This is a genomic window from Caloramator fervidus, assembly GCF_900108045.1.
GTDB classification, from domain to species: Bacteria; Bacillota; Clostridia; order Clostridiales; family Caloramatoraceae; genus Caloramator; species Caloramator fervidus.
Genome location: NZ_FNUK01000018.1, coordinates 1 through 18,473, shown reverse-complemented (window position 1 = coordinate 18,473; position 18,473 = coordinate 1). Strand labels below are relative to the sequence as shown.

Below are 18,473 nucleotides of genomic sequence, written 5' to 3'. Positions count from 1 at the left end.
TTTGCCCCCTTCGTCTCTATGAGATGAAGGGGCTTTTTTGAAAGGCAGTATTTAAGAAAGGAGATGATTTTGTGGCTATAAAGATTTATAATACGATGACAAGACAAAAAGAGGAATTTAAACCTATAAATGAAGGCGAAGTAAAGATGTATGCTTGCGGACCTACTGTTTATAATTATTTCCATATAGGAAATGCTAGAACTTTCATAGTATTTGATACTGTAAGAAGATATTTGGAGTATAGAGGATATAAAGTAAAATTTATTCAAAACTTTACTGACATAGATGATAAGATGATAAAAAAAGCAAATGAAGAAGGAGTAACTGTAAAGGATATAGCAGAAAAATATATTCAGGAATACTACAAAGATGCAGATAATTTAAAGATTAAAAGGGCAACGCAAAATCCTAGGGCAACAGAATATATAAACGAAATAATTGAGTTTGTAAAGGATCTTGTTGATAAAGGGTATGCATATGTTGTAGATGGAGATGTATATTTTGATACAACAAAATTTAAAGAATATGGAAAGCTTTCACATCAAAGTATTGAGGATTTAGAAGCAGGTGCAAGAATAGAGGTTGATGAAAGAAAAAGAAATCCTATGGATTTTGCTTTATGGAAGGCTAAAAAGGAAGGGGAACCTGCCTGGGATAGTCCATGGGGACCTGGAAGACCAGGATGGCATATAGAATGCTCAACAATGGCATGTACTTTATTAGGAGAAACTATTGATATTCATGGCGGTGGAGCTGATCTTATTTTCCCGCATCATGAAAATGAGATAGCTCAAAGTGAAGCAAGGAATGGGAAACCTTTTGCGAATTATTGGATGCATGTGGCATATTTGAATGTTAATAATCAAAAAATGTCAAAGTCTTTAAATAACTTCTTTACAGCAAGGGAGATACTTGAAAAATATGATGCAGAAGTTATAAGGCTTTTTATGCTTTCAGGACATTATAGAAATCCTATAAACTTTAGTTTGGATTTATTAGATCAGGCAAAATCAGCCCTTGAAAGATTGTATAATGCAGTTGCTCATCTTGAACATGTTATTGAGGTTTCAGAAGATAGAGAATTAAAGGATGAAGAAGTTGAGTTTTATAATAGATTAGATAGCTTTAAAGAAAAATATATTGAAGCTATGGATGATGATTTTAATACTGCAGATGCTATTTCTATAATATTTGACCTTGTAAGGGAAGTTAATACTAATATAAAGGAGACCTCGGCTAAAAAACTTGCTCAAAAAGCATTAAATTTAATAAGAGAGCTTGGAGGTCCTCTTGGAATACTTGAAAAATCAACAAAGGTAAGCTTAGATGAAGAAATTGAAAGATTAATTGAAGAAAGACAAAAAGCAAGGAAGGAAAAGAATTATGCTCTTGCTGATAAAATAAGAGAGCAGTTAAAAGAAATGGGAATAATATTAGAAGATACACCTCAAGGGGTAAGGTGGAGAAGAATCTAACTTGAACTTAGGGCTACCCTAAGTTCAAGTTAAAATTAAAAGGGGATGTTTTATGGTTGATTATCTTGAGATAGGAAAGGAAGTTGCAAAAGCTTTAAGATTAGGTGATCCAGTAGTTGCGCTTGAATCTACTATTATTTCTCATGGAATGCCATATCCTGAAAATGTAGAAACTGCATTAAATGTAGAGAAAATAATACGAGAAAATGGTGCAATTCCTGCAACTATTGCAATAATAAATGGTAGGTTAAAAGTTGGGTTATCTTTAGATGAAATAGAATATATAGGGAAAAAAGGAAGAGAAATTATAAAGGTAAGCCGAAGGGATATTCCCTTTGTGGTTTCTAAAAAGCTTGATGGAGCAACTACGGTGGCTTCAACTATGATAATTTCAGCTCTTGCGGGCATTAAAGTATTTGCAACGGGTGGAATAGGCGGAGTTCATAGAGAAGCATATAAGACCTTTGATATATCTGCAGATTTGCAGGAGCTTGCAAATACTAATGTTGCTGTAGTTTGTGCAGGAGCAAAGTCAATTCTTGATATAGGTCTTACTTTAGAGTATCTTGAAACATTTGGGGTTCCGGTTGTAGGTTATAAAACAGATGAATTCCCTGCATTTTACACAAGAAAAAGTGGATTTAAACTTGACTTTAGTATAGATTCTGTTCAAGAACTTGCAAAGTTTATATCTGTTAAATGGGAACTTGGTTTAAAAGGTGGGGTAGTGATTGCAAATCCTATTCCTGAAGAATATGAAATGGATTATGAAACCATAAATAAAGCCATAGAAGATGCTTTAAAAGAAGCTGAAGAAAGTAAAATCAAAGGAAAAGAAATAACGCCTTTTCTTTTAGAAAAAATAAAGGAAATTACTCAAGGGAAAAGTCTTGAGGCAAACATACAGCTTGTATATAACAATGCTAGGCTTGCTGCAAATCTTTCAAAGGAGTTAAGTTTATTATTATAAGGGTGAGTTTAGTGGTAAAGCTTGAATCTCTTAAAGAAAGAACTGAACAGTTAAAAAGAAATTTATATATTTTATATCTTGCCTATAAACATCCTAAAACACCAATTTATGCAAAAATATGGGCAGGTTTAGTTATTGCCTATGCTTTAAGTCCAATTGATTTAATTCCTGATTTTATACCTGTATTAGGATATTTAGACGATTTAGTAGTTCTTCCTATTGGAATTTTAATTGCAATTAAATTGATTCCAAAGGAAGTTTTAAAGGAGTGTAAGGAAAAGGAAGCAAACTTAGAGGATGCTAAACAAAAAGGTGTCATAGCGGCAATGTTTATAGGGATAATATGGGTGTTAATTTTATATGTCATTATTAAAAAATTTTTATAGAAATATTTGGGTATTTATGATAAAATATAAACAAAGTAACTAAGAAATTCTCCGAGCCTATAAACCTAAGGCTTGGGCTATGGTTTATAGGCCGTTAGGGTAGAGTTGGAAACGGCTCTGCCTCCCGTTTGGAAAGGAGAATATAGGGATTATATTCTCCTTTCGTAAATTGCGAAAGGAGGTTTTTTTATGAAAAAGTATATTTTTATCTTTTTAATGTTTATTTTAATGTCTTGCTCTTCAAGTCAGACTATAACTTTGGCTACTACAACCAGCCTTCAGGATTCAGGTCTTTTGGACTCTTTAATTCCAGAGTTTGAAAAGGATACAGGAATAAAAGTTAAAGTAATTGCAAGAGGGACAGGAGAGGCTTTAGAGATTGCCAAAAGAGGGGATGCAGATCTTTTGTTTGTTCATTCAAAGGAAAAGGAAGAAGAGTTTATAAAAAGGGGATATGGTTTAAAAAGGATTGAAATTATGTATAATGATTTTTTAATTGTAGGTCCTCCAAGGGATCCTGCTAATATAAAAAATTTAGCTTACAATGATCCTATAAAGGCTTTTAAATTGATTTATGAGAATAAAGCAAAATTTATATCAAGAGGAGACGAATCAGGAACACATCAGAGGGAAAAGAAGATTTGGCAAGAAGCTAATATAGATCAAAAATGGGAAAACTACATAGATTCAGGTCTAGGAATGGGGCAGGTACTTAATATGGCAAGTGAAAAAGGAGCTTATACTTTAACTGATAGAGCAACCTATATTACCATGAAAAATTCTTTAAATTTAGATGTATTATCTCAAAATAGTTCTCTTCTTATAAATCAATATAGCATAGTTCTTTTAAATCCTAATAAGATACATCATAATTATGATTTGGCTAAAAAATTTGTTGATTGGATCTTATCAGATAAAGGGCAAAAAATAATAAAGGAATATGGCTTGGATAAGTATGGACAGCCTCTTTTTAATTTAAATAAGAAAAGGTGATAGGATGGAAATTTTAAAAATAGTTATAACTTCCCTTTATGTTTCACTTACAGCAACATTTATAGCTTCCTTTTTTGCACTAGTTTTTGGGATGTTTTTTTTAACAAAGCAGTTTAAATTAAAAGATTTATTTATTAAGTTATTTGATAGTTTTACAGCAATGCCTCCTGTTCTTATGGGTCTTTTAGTTTTTTTGCTTCTCTCAAAAAATGGACCTTTAGGAAAATATAATCTTTTATTTACGCCCTTTGCAATGATTTTAGCCCAAACCCTTTTAGTTTTTCCTATAATTTTTACTTTGATGGTTAAACAGATTGATAAAAATGCATTAAGGATTCAAAAGACGTGTTATATGCTTGGTGGAAGATATAAAGATTTTTTAACTTTAATATTAAAAGAATGTAAAAACGAAATAATGACTGCAGTAACTTCAGGCTTTTCAAGGGCAATATCTGAGGTTGGAGCTGTTATGATGGTTGGAGGCAATATAAAGGGATATACCAGAGTTATGACAACGTTTATTGCTTTAGAAACTAGCAAAGGGAATTTTAAAGGGGCTGTGTTAGTAGGGGTAATACTTCTTTGTATTTCATTTATAGTCAATGCAATACTTTATAACTTGAAAGGAAGAGAACCAAATGAATATCTATATTGAAGGGCTTTTAAAAAGGTATGAAAAAACGGTTTTAAATATAGAAAAATTGAATATAGAATCAGGGAAAGTAACTGCTATCTTAGGATTAAATGGAAGTGGAAAAACAACTCTTCTTGAATGTATTGCAAATATAAAAAATAAGGATGAAGGAAAGATTTATTATGATGGAATTGAGGACTTTGAAAGGGTAAAAAATAAAATAGCTATAATGCAGCAAAGACCCTATATTTTAAATATGTCAGCGTTAGATAATATAGTTTTAGGACTGAAATATGAGGGATTAGATGAAAAAAGTATAAACAAGAGAATAGAAAAATATAAGGAATATTATAATCTAGATTTTTTACATAAAAATGCCAAAAAGCTTTCAGGTGGAGAAACTGCAAAGGTTGCTCTTTTAAGAGTTGCTGTTTTGGAAAGGCCTTTGCTTCTTTTAGATGAGCCAACAGCAAATATGGACATTGAAAGCACTTTGATGACAGAAAAGCTTATAAAAGATATAAATAAAAAAAATAAAACTACAATTGTAATTGTTACCCATGATCTTTTTCAAGCACAAAGACTTGCTGATTTAGTTATTTTTATGGATAAGGGAAAAGTAATAGAGTATAGCTTAAAGGATGAGTTTTTTAGCAATCCTAAAAATGATTTGGTTAAAAAAATTTTAAGAAGGAGTGATAAAAATGATTAAAGTTGCAATTTTAACTGTAAGTGATAAAGGATATAAAGGGGAGAGGGAAGATACGACTTCTTTAGCAATAAAGGATATTTTAGATTCTTCTTTATATGAAGTTCAAGAGGTAAAAATAGTTCCCGATGAAATTGAAGATATTAAACGAGAACTTGTAAGATTTTGTGATGAGTTAAAAGTTGACCTTGTTCTTACTAATGGAGGAACAGGTTTTTCTAAAAGGGATGTTACACCTGAGGCTACTTTAGCTGTTGTTGAAAAATTGGTTCCAGGAATTCCTGAAGCAATGAGGGCTAAATCTTTAGAAATTACTCCAAAGGCTATGTTATCTAGAGCAGTTGCAGGAATTAGGAATAAAACCCTTATTATAAATCTTCCTGGAAGCCCAAAGGGGGCTTGTGAAAGTTTAAGCGTTGTTTTACCAGCTTTAAAACATGGTATTGAAATATTAAAAGGCGAGGCTTCAGAATGTGCAAGAAAGGATGATTAATATGGAGTTTTTTAAGCTTGTTTCCATAAATGAGGCTAAAGATATAATTGAAAAAAATATAACTTTTAAAGCAGCTGTTGAAAAAGTTAATATTTTAAATGCATTAGGAAGGATAATAGCAGAAGATATATATGCTAATGAAAATGTTCCTGATTTTGTAAGGTCAACCGTTGATGGATATGCAATTTTTTCACAGGATGCTTTTGGAGCAAGCGAAAGTTTACCAGCAATTTTAAATCTTGTTGGAGAAGTAAAAATTGGTCAAGTTCCTTCAAAGGATATAATTCAAGGAGAATGTATGTACGTTCCAACAGGAGGAATGCTCCCAAAAGGAGCAGATGCTGTTGTCATGATAGAATATACAGAAAAGCTAGATGATGGAACTATCCTTATAAATAAACCTGTAGCTCCTCTTCAGAATATTGTTGAAATTGGAGAAGATGTAAAAAAAGGGGAGCTTATAATTAAAAAAGGAACTAAATTAAGACCTTATGAAATAGGGGTATTATCAAGCCTTGGGATTTTAGAAGTTGATGTTTGTAAGAAAATTAAGGTAGGGATAATTTCAACAGGAGATGAAATAGTGGATCCTAAAGAAAAAATCACTTTAGGGAAGGTAAGGGATATAAACAGTTACCTTTTATATTCATTGTGTCTTGAGGAAGGTGTGGAGCCTGTATTATATGGTATTGTCAGCGATGATTATGAAAAGTTAAAAAATAAGCTTAAAGAGGCCATTGATGAATGTGATGTTGTTATAATGTCGGGAGGAAGTTCAGTTGGCAATAAAGATGAAACTATAAAAGTTATAAATTCCTTTAAAGATTCAAATATATTTATTCATGGAATTTCAATAAAGCCTGGAAAACCAACTATTATAGGAAAGATAGGAGAAAAGTTTGTTTTTGGTTTACCAGGTCATCCTTTAGCTTGTGCGGTTATATTTAAAAATTTTGTTTCTTTTTACTTTAATAAGATAAGGAGTTTTGAAAGAGAAGAATATCCTATAGAATGCATAATGGCTGTAAATTATCATAAGGCTCAAGGAAGAGCAGAGTTTTTACCTGTTAGGATAAAAGAAGAACAAGGGAAGCTTTTTGCATATCCTACTTATTATAAATCAGGACTTATTTCATGCTTTTCAAAATCCTTTGGTTATATATACATAGAAAAAGAACTTGAAGGAGTTTATGAAGGACAAACTGTTAAAGTTTATAAGTTTTAGGAGGTAGTTATGGATAGGAATATTTATCTTTCTAATATAAGCTTAGATAAAGCTATTGAAATATACTTTGAAAAGATAAAGGATTTAAAAATGCCAATTGAAGTTATAAAAACTTATGAGGCGAAAGGTAGAATAACGGCAAAACCTATTTTTGCAAAAATATCTTCACCATTTTATAACAGTTCTGCTGTGGATGGTATAGCGGTTGATTCTAAAAAAACATTTACGGCAAGCGAAAAAAATCCTGTAAGATTAAAAGAAGGAGTTGACTATACGACTGTAGATACAGGGGATCCTATTCCTGATGAATGTGATGCTGTGATAATGGTTGAGGATTTGATAAAGGTTTCTGAAGATGAGGTTGAAATAATAAAACCTGCAATTCCATGGCAAAACATAAGACAAATGGGAGAAGATATAGTAGAAGGTCAGCTTATACTTCCTCAAAGTCATAAAATAAGACCTGTTGATATAGGAGCTTTAATTGCAGGAGGAGTTTTTGAAGTTGAAGTTTATAAAAAACCTAAAGTTGCAGTAATTCCAACAGGAACGGAAATAGTAGAACCAGGAACAGAGCTTAAGGTTGGTGATATAATAGAATTTAATTCAAGGGTATTTGTATCTTTAATAGATGAGTATGGAGGAGATGCTACAAGGTTTGATATTGTAAAGGACGATTTTGAAAAATTAGTAGAGGTTGTAGACAAAGCTTCAAAGGAATTTGATTTAATACTTTTAAATGCTGGTTCTTCGGCAGGAAGAGAAGATTATTCAAGAAAAGTTATAGAAACTTTAGGAGAGGTATATATCCATGGAGTTGCTATAAAACCTGGAAAACCAGTTATATTAGGAAAAGTTAATCAAAAGCCTATAATTTGTATTCCTGGATTTCCAGTGTCGGCCTTTTTTGTAATGGAAAATATAGTTAAGAAAGTTGTTGCATATCTTCAAGGGTATGATGTAAAGGATAAAAGATATATACAAGCTTATCTTTCAAAAAGGGTAACTTCATCAAGTAAATACCTTGAGTTTGTCAGGGTTAAACTTGGTTTTATAGAAGATAAATATATTGCAGCTCCAATTGAAAGAGGAGCAGGAGCTACGATGAGTCTTGTAAAGGCAGATGGTGTTTTAGAAGTTCCTGAAGAATTGGAAGGATATGAGAAGGGGAGTAAAGTTAATATAAACATATTAAAAAGCGAAGATGAAATAAAAAATACTATTCTTTGTATAGGAAGCCATGATGTAATTCTTGATATTGCTTCAGATCTTTTATCTAAAAAAGGAAAATTTACATTATCTTCAGCCCATGTTGGAAGCATGGGAGGGATTTTGGCTTTAAAGGATAGAGAAACTCATTTTGCTACTCTTCATCTTCTTGATTTACAAAGCGGAGAATATAACAGGCCATATATTAAAAGATATATTCCTAATAGAAAAATTGCATTGATAAAATTTGTAAAGAGAATTCAGGGGCTTATGGTTAAAAAGGGAAATCCTTTAAATATAAATTCCCTTGAGGATATAGTTAAAAAAGGGGCAAGATTTGTAAACAGACAAAAAGGATCAGGAACAAGGATACTATTAGATTATGAGCTTAAGAAATTAGGTATAAATCCAAGGGAAATAATAGGTTATGATAGAGAAGATTATACTCATATATCTGTTGCGGCTCAGGTTGCTAAAAACAATGCAGATTGTGGGCTTGGAGTTTATTCAGCAGCTATGATAATGGGGCTTGATTTTATTCCAGTTGCAATGGAGGAGTATGATATAGCTATTCCTTTAGAATACCTTGAGCTTGAAGGTATAAAGCAATTTATAGATGTTATAACTTCCAAAGAGTTTAAAATGGAATTGGATAAATTAGGAGGATATGATTACAAAGATCTAGGCAAAATAATTATCGAATAGGGGAATGAATATGAAGGATAAATATGGTAGAAACATAAATTATTTAAGGGTTTCTGTGACGGATAGGTGTAATTTAAGATGCATATATTGTATGCCTGAAGAAGGAATATTAAAAAGAGAACATGATGAAATATTAAGAAATGAAGATATTATTAGGATAATAAAAATATCGGCTGAGTTTGGAATTAGAAAGGTAAGGTTTACAGGGGGAGAACCTCTAGTAAGGAAAGGAATAGAAAGTATAATATATGAAACATCAAAAATAAAAGAAATAGATGACATAGCAATGACTACCAATGGAATAATGCTTTATGAAATGGCGGATACTTTAAAAAAAGCAGGTTTAAAAAGGGTTAACATAAGTCTTGATACATTGAAAAAGGACAAGTTTAAGAAAATAACACGAATTGGGAATATAGATAATGTATTTAAGGCTATAGAAAAGAGTTTAAGAATAGGTTTTGAACCTGTAAAGATAAACACAGTAGTTATAAAAGGTATTAATGATGATGAAATATTTGACTTTGTAAAGCTTGCTGATGAATATCCTCTTCATGTTAGGTTTATTGAGATTATGCCGATAGGAGAGGCGGAGAAGTTTAAAGATGGATATATATCCTCTGATGAACTTATAAAAAGCATAGGAGGATTAACTGAATGCAAAGTAGGACCTAATAGCACAGCAAGGGTCTTTAAGAGGAAAAATGCAAAAGGTTCTATAGGTTTTATATCTCCTTTAACATGTAAGTTTTGTAAAAATTGTAATAAAATAAGGCTTACAGCTTTAGGCACAATAAAGCCTTGTCTTCATTCAAAGGAAGAAATAGATTTAAAAAATTTCTTAAAGGATGAAGTTAAACTAAGATTTTTTCTTAAGGATGCTATTTTTAATAAGCCTTTAGAGCATAATTTAGAAAAAGAAATTAGCCAAAGTCAAAAGATGATGTTTCAAATAGGGGGGTAGGAGATGGATTTTACTCATATAAACCAAGAGGGAAGGGCAAGGATGGTGGATATAAGCGAAAAGGAACCTACAAAAAGAGAAGCAGTTGCAATAGGAAGCATATACATGAAATTGGAAACTTTAAAAAGGATTCATGAAGGAACTATAAAAAAAGGAGATGTTTTAGCAGTTGCTCAGGTTGCTGGAATAATGGCTGCAAAAAAAACATCTGATTTAATTCCCATGTGTCATCCAATAATGACAACAGGATGTGATATAAGCTTTAATTTAGATTTTGAGAATTCTAAAATTGATATTAAGGCTACTGTAAAAACGATAGGTCAAACAGGAGTTGAAATGGAGGCATTAACTGCTGTATCTCTTGCTGCTTTAACTATTTATGATATGTGTAAGGCAATAGATAAGGATATGGTAATATCAGACATAATGCTTATTAGAAAAAGCGGTGGAAAATCAGGTTTATATGAAAGGGAGGTTTAAATATGGCAAAGGTTGTTTCTATAAACATAAGTGAGAAAAAAGGAACAATAAAAAAACCTGTTGAAGTGGGGTATTTTAAAGAAAACTATGGACTTGAAGGGGATGCCCATGCAGGAAATTGGCACAGGCAAGTAAGTCTTCTTGCTCAGGAGAGTATAGATAAAATGAAAAAGATGGGTATTTGGGATTTAGTTGCAGGAAAATTTGCTGAAAACATAACAACAGAAGGAATTGAACTTCATACCCTACCTGTTGGAACAAAGCTTAAGATTGGGAAAGAGGTTGTCCTTGAAATATCACAAATAGGGAAAAAATGCCACGATGCCTGTGAAATAAAGAAGATTACAGGAGATTGTATAATGCCAAGAGAAGGAATTTTTGCTAAAGTTATAAAGGGAGGAATTGCAAGACCAGGAGATGAGATAGAAATTTTATAGGGATACATATGTATCCCATTTATTTTATAAATTTAGAATTTTCAAAAAGTTAACTATTAAATGATTATATTTTGTATTATAATAAATATTATAACATATTGCGGTTTGCAATATGTTGTATATAAAAAGGGGGGGTTATGGTGTTTGGCTATGCAGGTAAAATTTTAAGAGTTGATTTGACTAACAGAAGGTTTAGAGTTGAAGATTTGAATTTAGAGCTTGCTAAAAAATATATAGGAGGAAGGGGGTTAGCTACAAAAATTTTTTATGATGAAGTTGATCCAAAGGTTGAACCATTTAGTAAAGAAAATAAAGTTATAATAGCAACAGGACCTTTAACAGGAACTTCAGCTCCAGCTAGCGGAAGATATATGGTGGTTACAAAATCACCTTTAACGGGGACAATAGCATCTTCTAATTCTGGTGGATATTTTGGAGCAGAGTTAAAGTTGGCTGGTTATGATATGATTATTCTTGAAGGAAAATCTGATAGACCTGTTTATATATTAATAGATGATGATAAAGTTGAAATAAAAGATGCAGGTAATTTATGGGGAAAATTAGTTTCTGAAACAACGGATTTTTTAAAAAATATCCATGGGGAAAAAGCTAAGGTTCTTTGTATAGGACCTGCTGGAGAAAGGTTAGTTAAAATAGCAGCTGTTATAAATGATTATGATAGAGCGGCAGGACGCTCAGGGATTGGAGCGGTTATTGGATCTAAGAATGTAAAAGCAATAGTAGTTAAAGGTTCAAATAAAGTTCAGTTTTATGATGAAGAAAGGGTGAAAGATGTCGTTTCAAACAAGATAAAGATGCTTCGTGAAAATGGTATTACAGGTCAAGGACTTCCAACTTATGGGACAGCAGTTCTTGTTAATATCATAAATGAAAACGGCATTTTCCCTGTTGCTAACTTCCAAAAGTCTTATACAGAATATGCAGATAAAATAAGTGGAGAAACTATGGCGAAGGACATTTTAGTAAGAAAAAATCCTTGCTATAGATGTCCTATTGCTTGTGGAAGATGGGTAAGATTAAAGGATGGAAGAGAAGTTGGAGGACCTGAATATGAAACTCTTTGGGCTTTTGGAGCAGATTGCAATGTTTATGATATAGACGCCGTTGCTAAAGCAAACTATTTATGTAATGAATATGGACTTGATACTATATCGACGGGAGCTACTATTGCAGCTGCTATGGAGCTTTATGAAAAGGGATATATTAAAGATGAAGATATAAAAGAGGATGGCTTATCATTAAGATTTGGAGATAGTGATGCTATTATTGGATGGACAAAGAAAATAGGACTAAGAGAGGGCTTTGGAGATAATATGGCAGAGGGATCTTATAGATTGTGTCAAAAATACGGTGCAGTCGAATTATCAATGACAGTGAAAAAGCAGGAACTTCCAGCTTATGATCCAAGAGGGGTTCAAGGACATGGCCTTGAATATGCAACTTCAAACAGAGGAGGTTGTCATGTAAGGGGCTATATGATTTCTCCTGAAATATTAGGAGCTCCACAAAAATTAGATAGATTTTCACTGGAAGGGAAGGCAGAATGGGTAAAGATATTCCAAGACTTGACTGCTGTAATAGATTCTTTAGGACTTTGTCTTTTTACCTCCTTTGCGCTTTCAGCCAAGGATTATATAGAACTTTATAATGCTGTCTGCGGTTTTGATTTTAATCAAGAGACTATTCTTGAAGCAGGTGAGAGAATTTGGAATTTAGAAAGAATTTTTAACTTAAAAGCAGGAATAGATCCTAAGGAAGATAAACTTCCAAAGAGGCTCTTACAAGAACCTATTCCTGAAGGCCCTTCAAAGGGACATGTTCATAAATTAAGTGATCTTTTACCTAAATATTATGAAGTTAGAGGATGGGATGAAAAGGGTTATCCTAAGAAAGAAACTTTAATAAAACTTAATATAGAATAAATTTAATCACCCTAAAGGACTTTCCTTTAGGGTGATTAGTATTAATATACTTCATGCTTAGATTGTCCTTTTGAAGGTAATAAGAATAGGAGGGATAGCTTGATAAAAGTCAAATTGTTTGCCACCTTAAGAGAAGGAAGACAAAAGGAGGTTGTTTTTGATTATTTTGATGGTATAACAGGAAAATATATTATTGATATGCTTGACATTAAAGAAGATGATGTAGCAATATATTTAATAAATGGAATTGATGGAAAAATTAATGATAAATTAAAGGATGGAGATGTGGTATCTATTTTTCCACCTGTTGGAGGAGGTTAAGGTTTATGGGAAGATATGACAGAAACATGAATATGCTTTCAAGGGAGGAGAATGAAAGGTTAAGAAATTTTAAGGTTTGCGTTGTTGGTTGTGGAGGTTTAGGGGGATATGTTATAGAAATGCTAGGAAGGCTTGGAATAGGGTATATAACTGCTGTTGATATGGATGTTTTTGAGGAAACCAATCTAAATAGGCAGATTTTATCTAATGTTAATGTTATTGGAAAATATAAAGCTATGGAAGCAAAAGAAAGGATGAAACTTGTAAATCCGGATGTTTTTATAAATCCTGTTGTTGAAAAATTTGACATAGAAAATGGAGAAAGGATCTTAAAAGGGCATGATTTGGCAGTAGATGCCCTTGATAATATAGAAACAAGGTTTGTTTTGCAAGATATTTGTGAAAAGTTGAATATTCCTCTTGTTCATGGAGCTATTGGAGGGTGGTTTGGGCAGGTTACAACCATTTTTCCAGGAGATAGAGCACTTGATGTTTTATATAAACAAAAAGTTAAAAAAGGAATTGAGAAAGAACTTGGAAATCCTTCTTTTACTCCTGCTTTAGTTGCATCAATTCAAGTTAGTGAAGTTCTTAAGGTTTTGTTAAATAGGGGAGAGGTTTTAAGAAAAGAAGTACTTTATATTGATACCTATTCTCAAGAATATCATAAAATAAAGCTTTAAGGAGGTATATTATGATTTTAACAACAACTCCTAATATTGAAGGAAAAAAGATTATAGAATACAAAGGAATTGTATTTGGAGAGGTTATAAGTGGAGTAAATTTTATAAAGGATTTTATGGCAAATCTTTCAGATTTATTTGGAGGAAGATCTAAAACTTATGAAGAAGAACTTATGTATGCAAGATATAAAGCCTTAGAAGAACTAAAAGAAAGGGCAGCTTCTTTAGGGGCAAATGCCGTGGTTGGAATAGATATAGATTATGAAGTTTTAGGGCAAAATGGTAGTATGCTTATGGTAACGGCATCAGGAACAGCAGTTGTTGTAGAGTAGCTTAAAGCTTTTGCTTTAGGCTATTTAATTTAAAATTTAAAAAAGTTTTCACAGAATAGGTTGTTTGCTTTTTTATTTGAGTGATATAATAAGGTTAAAATTTTATTTAGGAAGGTTGGGAGGATGGACTTTAGATTTTTACAAGAACTTATAGATAGACAAGAGAAAAATGTAAAACTTTTAAATCCTTTAATTTGGGCTTATGTTGGAGATGTGGTGTATGAGATGTACATAAGAACTTATCTTGTTTCAGAAGGAATTAGAACGCCTCACAATATTCATGTTGAATCGGTAAAGTTTGTTAAAGCTAGCAATCAGTCAAAATTTTTAGAGGTTATACTTCCTTATCTTACAGAAGAAGAAGTTGAAATTGTAAGAAGAGGAAGAAATGCTAAAAGTTATAGTGTTCCTAAAAATGCAAATGTTTTAGATTATAGAAGAGCTACAGCTCTTGAGGCTTTGTTTGGATATCTGTATTTAAATAAAAGAGTAGAAAGAATAGATGAGCTTTTTAAAATAATATTTGAAAATATTGATTTAGTTATGAGGTGATTTATATGAAGCTAAAAGTAGAACTTATATCCTACACACCAGATCCGGAAAAATTAGTAGCTTCTGCAGCAAAGCTTTGCTATAGTAGGGTTGGAATTAGTGAAATTCAAAAGAATTTAGATAAAGAAAACGTTGAAAGATTTTTAAACATGCTTTTAGATTTAGGGCATGAATCTCCCATTGAACATATAAGCTTTACTTTTGCAATAGAAGGGGTATCCCGCTCCCTTACTCATCAGCTTGTAAGACACAGAATTGCAAGTTATTCTCAACAAAGTCAAAGATATGTAAAACTTGATCAGTTTGATTATATAATTCCACCCTCTATTGAAGAGGATGAAAAGGCAAGAGAAATTTTTATAAAGGCTATGGAAGAAGATCAAAGAAACTATAATATGCTTGTTGAAATACTTACAAAGAAAAATTTTGAAAGACTAATTTTAGAGGGTAAGGAAGAAAAGGAAGCTAGAAAACTTGCAGAAAAAATGGCAATAGAGGATGCAAGATATGTTTTTCCAAATGCTTGTGAAACTAAGATTGTAGTTACAATGAATGCAAGAAGCCTTCTAAACTTCTTTAAACACAGATGCTGTAATAGGGCACAGTGGGAAATACATAATCTTGCCGATGAGATGCTAAAGCTTGTCAAGAAGATAGCTCCTACTATTTTTAAATTTGCAGGACCACCATGCTTAACTGGAAAATGCCCTGAAGGGAAGATGAGCTGTGGAAAAATAAACCAAGTTAGAGAAAAATACTTAAACGAGGGATTATTATGATATATAAAGCTTATTATGAATCTCCTATTGGTTTGATTGAGATAAAGGCAGAGAATGAAGCTATAGTTTCACTGGATTTTATTGAGAAAAAAGAAGATGATGAAAACATTTGTGAAGTTTTAAAAAAGTGTATTATTGAACTTGATGAATATTTTAAAGGAAAGAGAAAAAATTTTACGGTGGATATAAATTTAAAGGGAACGGATTTTCAACTTAAGGCTTGGAAGGAACTTTTAAAAATTCCCTTTGGAGAAACAATAACTTATAAAGAACAAGCAAGACGAATAGGTAATGAAAAGGCTGTAAGGGCTGTTGGATTAGCAAACAGTAAAAATAAAATTGCCATTATAGTTCCTTGCCATAGGGTTGTAGGTTCTGACAAAAGTTTAACCGGGTATGCAGGAGGGCTTTGGAGGAAAAAGTGGCTTATTGATCATGAAAAAAGATTTTTTGAAAATAATACTAATAGAGGTGATTGAATTGAAAAAAAATGAAAGAAAAGTTCAGGATGAAAGGGAAAATATAATAGAAGGTAGAAATCCTGTAATTGAAGCTTTAAAATCAGGAAGAACTATAGAAAAACTGTATGTTTCTAAAGGCGATGTTGAAGGGTCCATAAAAATGATAATTTCAATGGCCAAAGAAAGAGGAATTGTTGTAAATGAAGTTGATAGAAGAAGACTTGACGATATGTCAATTACACGAGCTCATCAAGGCGTTATTGCCATAGTGAGTGAATACAGATATTTTGAAGTTGAGGACATACTTGAAGAGGCAAACAAAAAGGGCGAAGATCCTTTTATAATAATTTTAGACGAAATTGAGGACCCACATAATTTAGGGTCTATAATAAGATCAGCAAATATATTTGGTGCCCATGGAGTTATAATTCCAAAGCGAAGAAGTGCGTTAGTTACTGCAACGGTTGCCAAGGCTTCAGCAGGAGCAATTGAATACACAAGAGTAGCAAAGGTAACTAATATAAATCAAACCATAAGAGAGCTTAAAGAAAAGGGAGTATGGGTTGCTGCTCTAGATATGGATGGAGAAATTTGTTATAGTAAAGACTTAAGAGGGCCTTTAGCTTTGGTTATTGGAAGTGAAGGAAAAGGAGTTTCAAAGCTTGTTAAGGAAAATTGTGATTTTATAATTAAGATTCCTATGTATGGGCAAATAAATTCATTAAATGCTTCTGTTGCAGCAGGAATTATAATGTATGAAGTTAAAAAACAAAGGGGCATAAAAGGTGAGTAGGATAGTAAATATATTAGTTGACGGATATAATGTTATAAACCAATGGGATTTTTTAAAAAAACTTAAAGAGGAAAGCCTTGAAGATGCTAGGGATAAACTTGTGGAAATGCTGCAGGAATATGCTGTTTTTAAAGATTGCAGCATTTATGTTGTTTTTGATGCCCACCTTGTTTCAGGTAGCGTTGAAAAACATGAGAGGGTTGGAAAAATAAATGTTATATACACAAAAGAAGGTGAAACAGCCGATTGCTTTATAGAAAGAACTGTTCCAAACCTTATAAAAATGGGAACGGTTGCTGTTGTGACTTCAGATTACCTTGAACAAAGGATAGCTCTTCAAATGGGAGGAATTAGAATAACCCCTAGGGAATTTTTGCTTGAAATTGAAAGTATAAAAAAAGGTATAAGGGAAAAGGCAAAAACATCATACAGCCAACAAAAAACAACATTAGAGGATTTTATTTCTAGAGATATTTTGGAAAAACTTGAAAAGATGCGTCGAAATCTTTGAAATTCATTGACTTTACTTATTTTGTAGAATATAATTTAGTTAACGCAGAAGAAAAAGCGCTGGGGGGATAATATTGCAAACGTTAAGGGGGGCATCTTATAACTACGATTTTGATAACATGATGGATGAAGAAATAGTAGCCCTAGCTCAGGAAGGGAATAAGTTTGCTGAGGAGTATCTTATAAACAAATATATCAATTATGTGAAATCCAAAACAAAATCATATTTCCTTGTAGGTGCTGACAAAGAAGATATATTTCAAGAAGGTATGATAGGGCTTTTTAAAGCAATTAGGGATTTTAAAAATGATAAATTATCTTCCTTTAGAGCTTTTGCAGAGCTTTGTATTACAAGGCAGATAATAACAGCAATAAAAGCTGCCACAAGGCAAAAGCATGTTCCTTTAAATTGTTATATTTCTTTAAACAAGCCTATGTTTGAAGAGGAGTCGGAAAGGACCTTAATAGATATAGTCTCAACTTTACATATTTCAGATCCTGAGGAAGTTATAATTAGCAAAGAAGAAAGAAAAAAAATAGAAAAGAAGATGAAGGAAATTCTAAGTGATCTTGAAATTGAGGTTTTAAAAAGTTACTTAAGCGGAAAGTCTTATCAAGAAATTGCCTGTGATTTGGACAGGCATGCAAAATCAATAGATAATGCTCTTCAAAGGGTAAAAAGAAAATTAGAAAAACTCCTTAAGGAAAAGGATGAGTAATAATTTAATTGTTGACATATTTTTTTATTCAGTGTAAAATAAATAATCGGTAGTATTTACATACCCTTCTTTGCCCATGTAGCTCAGTTGGCAGAGCGTCACCTTGGTAAGGTGGAGGTCGTCGGTTCGATCCCGATCATGGGCTCCAGGGTATTGTGATACACCAGGATAAGTTTTCAACGGTGAATAGCCGTTAATTAAGCTACAACAAAGGAAAAGGAGGATTGAAAAAATGGCAAAGGCGCATTTTGAGAGAACCAAGCCACACGTAAACATAGGAACGATAGGACACGTAGACCATGGTAAGACAACATTAACAGCAGCGATAACATTTGTATTATCAAAGTATGGAAGAGCACAAGCAACAAGATACGACGAAATAGATAAGGCACCAGAAGAAAAGGAAAGAGGAATAACAATCAACACAGCACACGTAGAGTATGAAACAGAAGCAAGACACTATGCACACGTAGACTGTCCAGGACACGCAGACTACGTAAAGAACATGATAACAGGGGCAGCACAAATGGACGGAGCTATACTAGTAGTTAGTGCAGCAGATGGTCCAATGCCACAAACAAGAGAGCACATACTACTTGCAAGACAGGTAGGAGTTCCATACATTGTAGTATTCTTAAACAAGGCAGACATGGTAGACGATCCAGAGCTTATAGATCTTGTAGAAATGGAAATAAGAGAC

At 32.5% G+C, this 18,473-nt stretch carries 23 protein-coding genes, 1 tRNA gene and 1 riboswitch; all 24 genes read left to right on the top strand.

The window, feature by feature from the left end; translation table 11 throughout:
* Positions 1–77 precede the first annotated feature (77 nt).
* Complete coding sequence (gene cysS / locus C4R78_RS07035; protein WP_103896388.1) at positions 78–1,475, top strand: cysteine--tRNA ligase; 1,398 nt, start codon at positions 78–80, stop codon at positions 1,473–1,475.
* Positions 1,476–1,527: 52 nt separating this feature from the next.
* Positions 1,528–2,445, top strand: a complete 918-nt coding sequence (locus tag C4R78_RS07030) for a pseudouridine-5'-phosphate glycosidase (RefSeq protein ID WP_103896371.1) — start codon at positions 1,528–1,530, stop codon at positions 2,443–2,445.
* Between the two features lie 11 nt (positions 2,446–2,456).
* On the top strand, positions 2,457–2,831 hold the full coding sequence (locus tag C4R78_RS09720; RefSeq protein WP_423236640.1) for a YkvA family protein: 375 nt from the start codon (positions 2,457–2,459) through the stop codon (positions 2,829–2,831).
* 37 nt (positions 2,832–2,868) lie between these two features.
* Positions 2,869–2,986, top strand: a riboswitch (molybdenum cofactor riboswitch).
* 34 nt (positions 2,987–3,020) lie between these two features.
* Positions 3,021–3,824, top strand: coding sequence for an ABC transporter substrate-binding protein (locus C4R78_RS07020; RefSeq protein ID WP_103896369.1), 804 nt, complete (start codon positions 3,021–3,023; stop codon positions 3,822–3,824).
* Positions 3,825–3,828: 4 nt separating this feature from the next.
* The gene (locus C4R78_RS07015) at positions 3,829–4,479 is read left to right on the top strand and encodes an ABC transporter permease (protein ID WP_103896368.1); all 651 of its coding nucleotides are present in this window, start codon (positions 3,829–3,831) and stop codon (positions 4,477–4,479) included.
* A complete protein-coding gene (locus C4R78_RS07010; protein ID WP_103896367.1) occupies positions 4,463–5,170 on the top strand; it encodes an ATP-binding cassette domain-containing protein in 708 nt (235 codons plus the stop codon). Before C4R78_RS07015 ends, C4R78_RS07010 begins: the two co-directional genes overlap by 17 nt.
* Positions 5,163–5,660: a MogA/MoaB family molybdenum cofactor biosynthesis protein gene (locus C4R78_RS07005; RefSeq protein WP_103896366.1), complete on the top strand. Its 498-nt coding sequence runs from the start codon at positions 5,163–5,165 to the stop codon at positions 5,658–5,660. Before C4R78_RS07010 ends, C4R78_RS07005 begins: the two co-directional genes overlap by 8 nt.
* 1 nt (position 5,661) lies before the next feature.
* Positions 5,662–6,885 (top strand): molybdopterin molybdotransferase MoeA, encoded by a 1,224-nt coding sequence (locus C4R78_RS07000; RefSeq protein ID WP_103896365.1) that lies wholly within the window; start codon positions 5,662–5,664, stop codon positions 6,883–6,885.
* A gap of 9 nt (positions 6,886–6,894) precedes the next feature.
* Complete coding sequence (locus tag C4R78_RS06995; protein WP_103896364.1) at positions 6,895–8,799, top strand: molybdopterin biosynthesis protein; 1,905 nt, start codon at positions 6,895–6,897, stop codon at positions 8,797–8,799.
* Positions 8,800–8,809: 10 nt separating this feature from the next.
* Entirely contained in the window at positions 8,810–9,763 is a 954-nt protein-coding gene (gene moaA, locus C4R78_RS06990; protein WP_103896363.1) for a GTP 3',8-cyclase MoaA, read from the top strand.
* Between the two features lie 3 nt (positions 9,764–9,766).
* A complete protein-coding gene (moaC, locus tag C4R78_RS06985; RefSeq protein WP_103896362.1) occupies positions 9,767–10,243 on the top strand; it encodes a cyclic pyranopterin monophosphate synthase MoaC in 477 nt (158 codons plus the stop codon).
* 2 nt (positions 10,244–10,245) lie between these two features.
* Entirely contained in the window at positions 10,246–10,680 is a 435-nt protein-coding gene (locus C4R78_RS06980) for an MOSC domain-containing protein (protein WP_103896361.1), read from the top strand.
* Positions 10,681–10,820: 140 nt separating this feature from the next.
* On the top strand, positions 10,821–12,623 hold the full coding sequence (locus tag C4R78_RS06975) for an aldehyde ferredoxin oxidoreductase family protein (RefSeq protein ID WP_103896360.1): 1,803 nt from the start codon (positions 10,821–10,823) through the stop codon (positions 12,621–12,623).
* Between the two features lie 99 nt (positions 12,624–12,722).
* Positions 12,723–12,944, top strand: coding sequence for a MoaD/ThiS family protein (locus C4R78_RS06970; protein ID WP_103896359.1), 222 nt, complete (start codon positions 12,723–12,725; stop codon positions 12,942–12,944).
* A gap of 5 nt (positions 12,945–12,949) precedes the next feature.
* Positions 12,950–13,627: a HesA/MoeB/ThiF family protein gene (locus C4R78_RS06965; protein WP_103896358.1), complete on the top strand. Its 678-nt coding sequence runs from the start codon at positions 12,950–12,952 to the stop codon at positions 13,625–13,627.
* 11 nt (positions 13,628–13,638) lie between these two features.
* The gene (locus C4R78_RS06960) at positions 13,639–13,959 is read left to right on the top strand and encodes a putative heavy metal-binding protein (protein WP_103896357.1); all 321 of its coding nucleotides are present in this window, start codon (positions 13,639–13,641) and stop codon (positions 13,957–13,959) included.
* Between the two features lie 123 nt (positions 13,960–14,082).
* On the top strand, positions 14,083–14,511 hold the full coding sequence (locus C4R78_RS06955) for a Mini-ribonuclease 3 (RefSeq protein WP_103896356.1): 429 nt from the start codon (positions 14,083–14,085) through the stop codon (positions 14,509–14,511).
* A gap of 5 nt (positions 14,512–14,516) precedes the next feature.
* A complete protein-coding gene (gene thyX / locus C4R78_RS06950) occupies positions 14,517–15,290 on the top strand; it encodes an FAD-dependent thymidylate synthase (RefSeq protein ID WP_103896355.1) in 774 nt (257 codons plus the stop codon).
* Complete coding sequence (locus C4R78_RS06945) at positions 15,287–15,769, top strand: methylated-DNA--[protein]-cysteine S-methyltransferase (protein ID WP_207654280.1); 483 nt, start codon at positions 15,287–15,289, stop codon at positions 15,767–15,769. Before thyX ends, C4R78_RS06945 begins: the two co-directional genes overlap by 4 nt.
* Entirely contained in the window at positions 15,726–16,544 is an 819-nt protein-coding gene (gene rlmB / locus C4R78_RS06940; protein WP_173689752.1) for a 23S rRNA (guanosine(2251)-2'-O)-methyltransferase RlmB, read from the top strand. The genes C4R78_RS06945 and rlmB overlap by 44 nt, the downstream gene beginning before the upstream one ends.
* Positions 16,537–17,055, top strand: coding sequence for an NYN domain-containing protein (locus tag C4R78_RS06935; protein WP_242971210.1), 519 nt, complete (start codon positions 16,537–16,539; stop codon positions 17,053–17,055). The genes rlmB and C4R78_RS06935 overlap by 8 nt, the downstream gene beginning before the upstream one ends.
* Before the next feature lie 73 nt (positions 17,056–17,128).
* Positions 17,129–17,773: an RNA polymerase sporulation sigma factor SigH gene (gene sigH / locus C4R78_RS06930; RefSeq protein WP_103896353.1), complete on the top strand. Its 645-nt coding sequence runs from the start codon at positions 17,129–17,131 to the stop codon at positions 17,771–17,773.
* Between the two features lie 72 nt (positions 17,774–17,845).
* Positions 17,846–17,921: transfer RNA gene (locus C4R78_RS06925), tRNA-Thr, on the top strand.
* A gap of 84 nt (positions 17,922–18,005) precedes the next feature.
* The coding region (locus C4R78_RS06920) for a GTP-binding protein (protein ID WP_146057675.1) at positions 18,006–18,473 on the top strand (468 nt) is incomplete at its 3' end.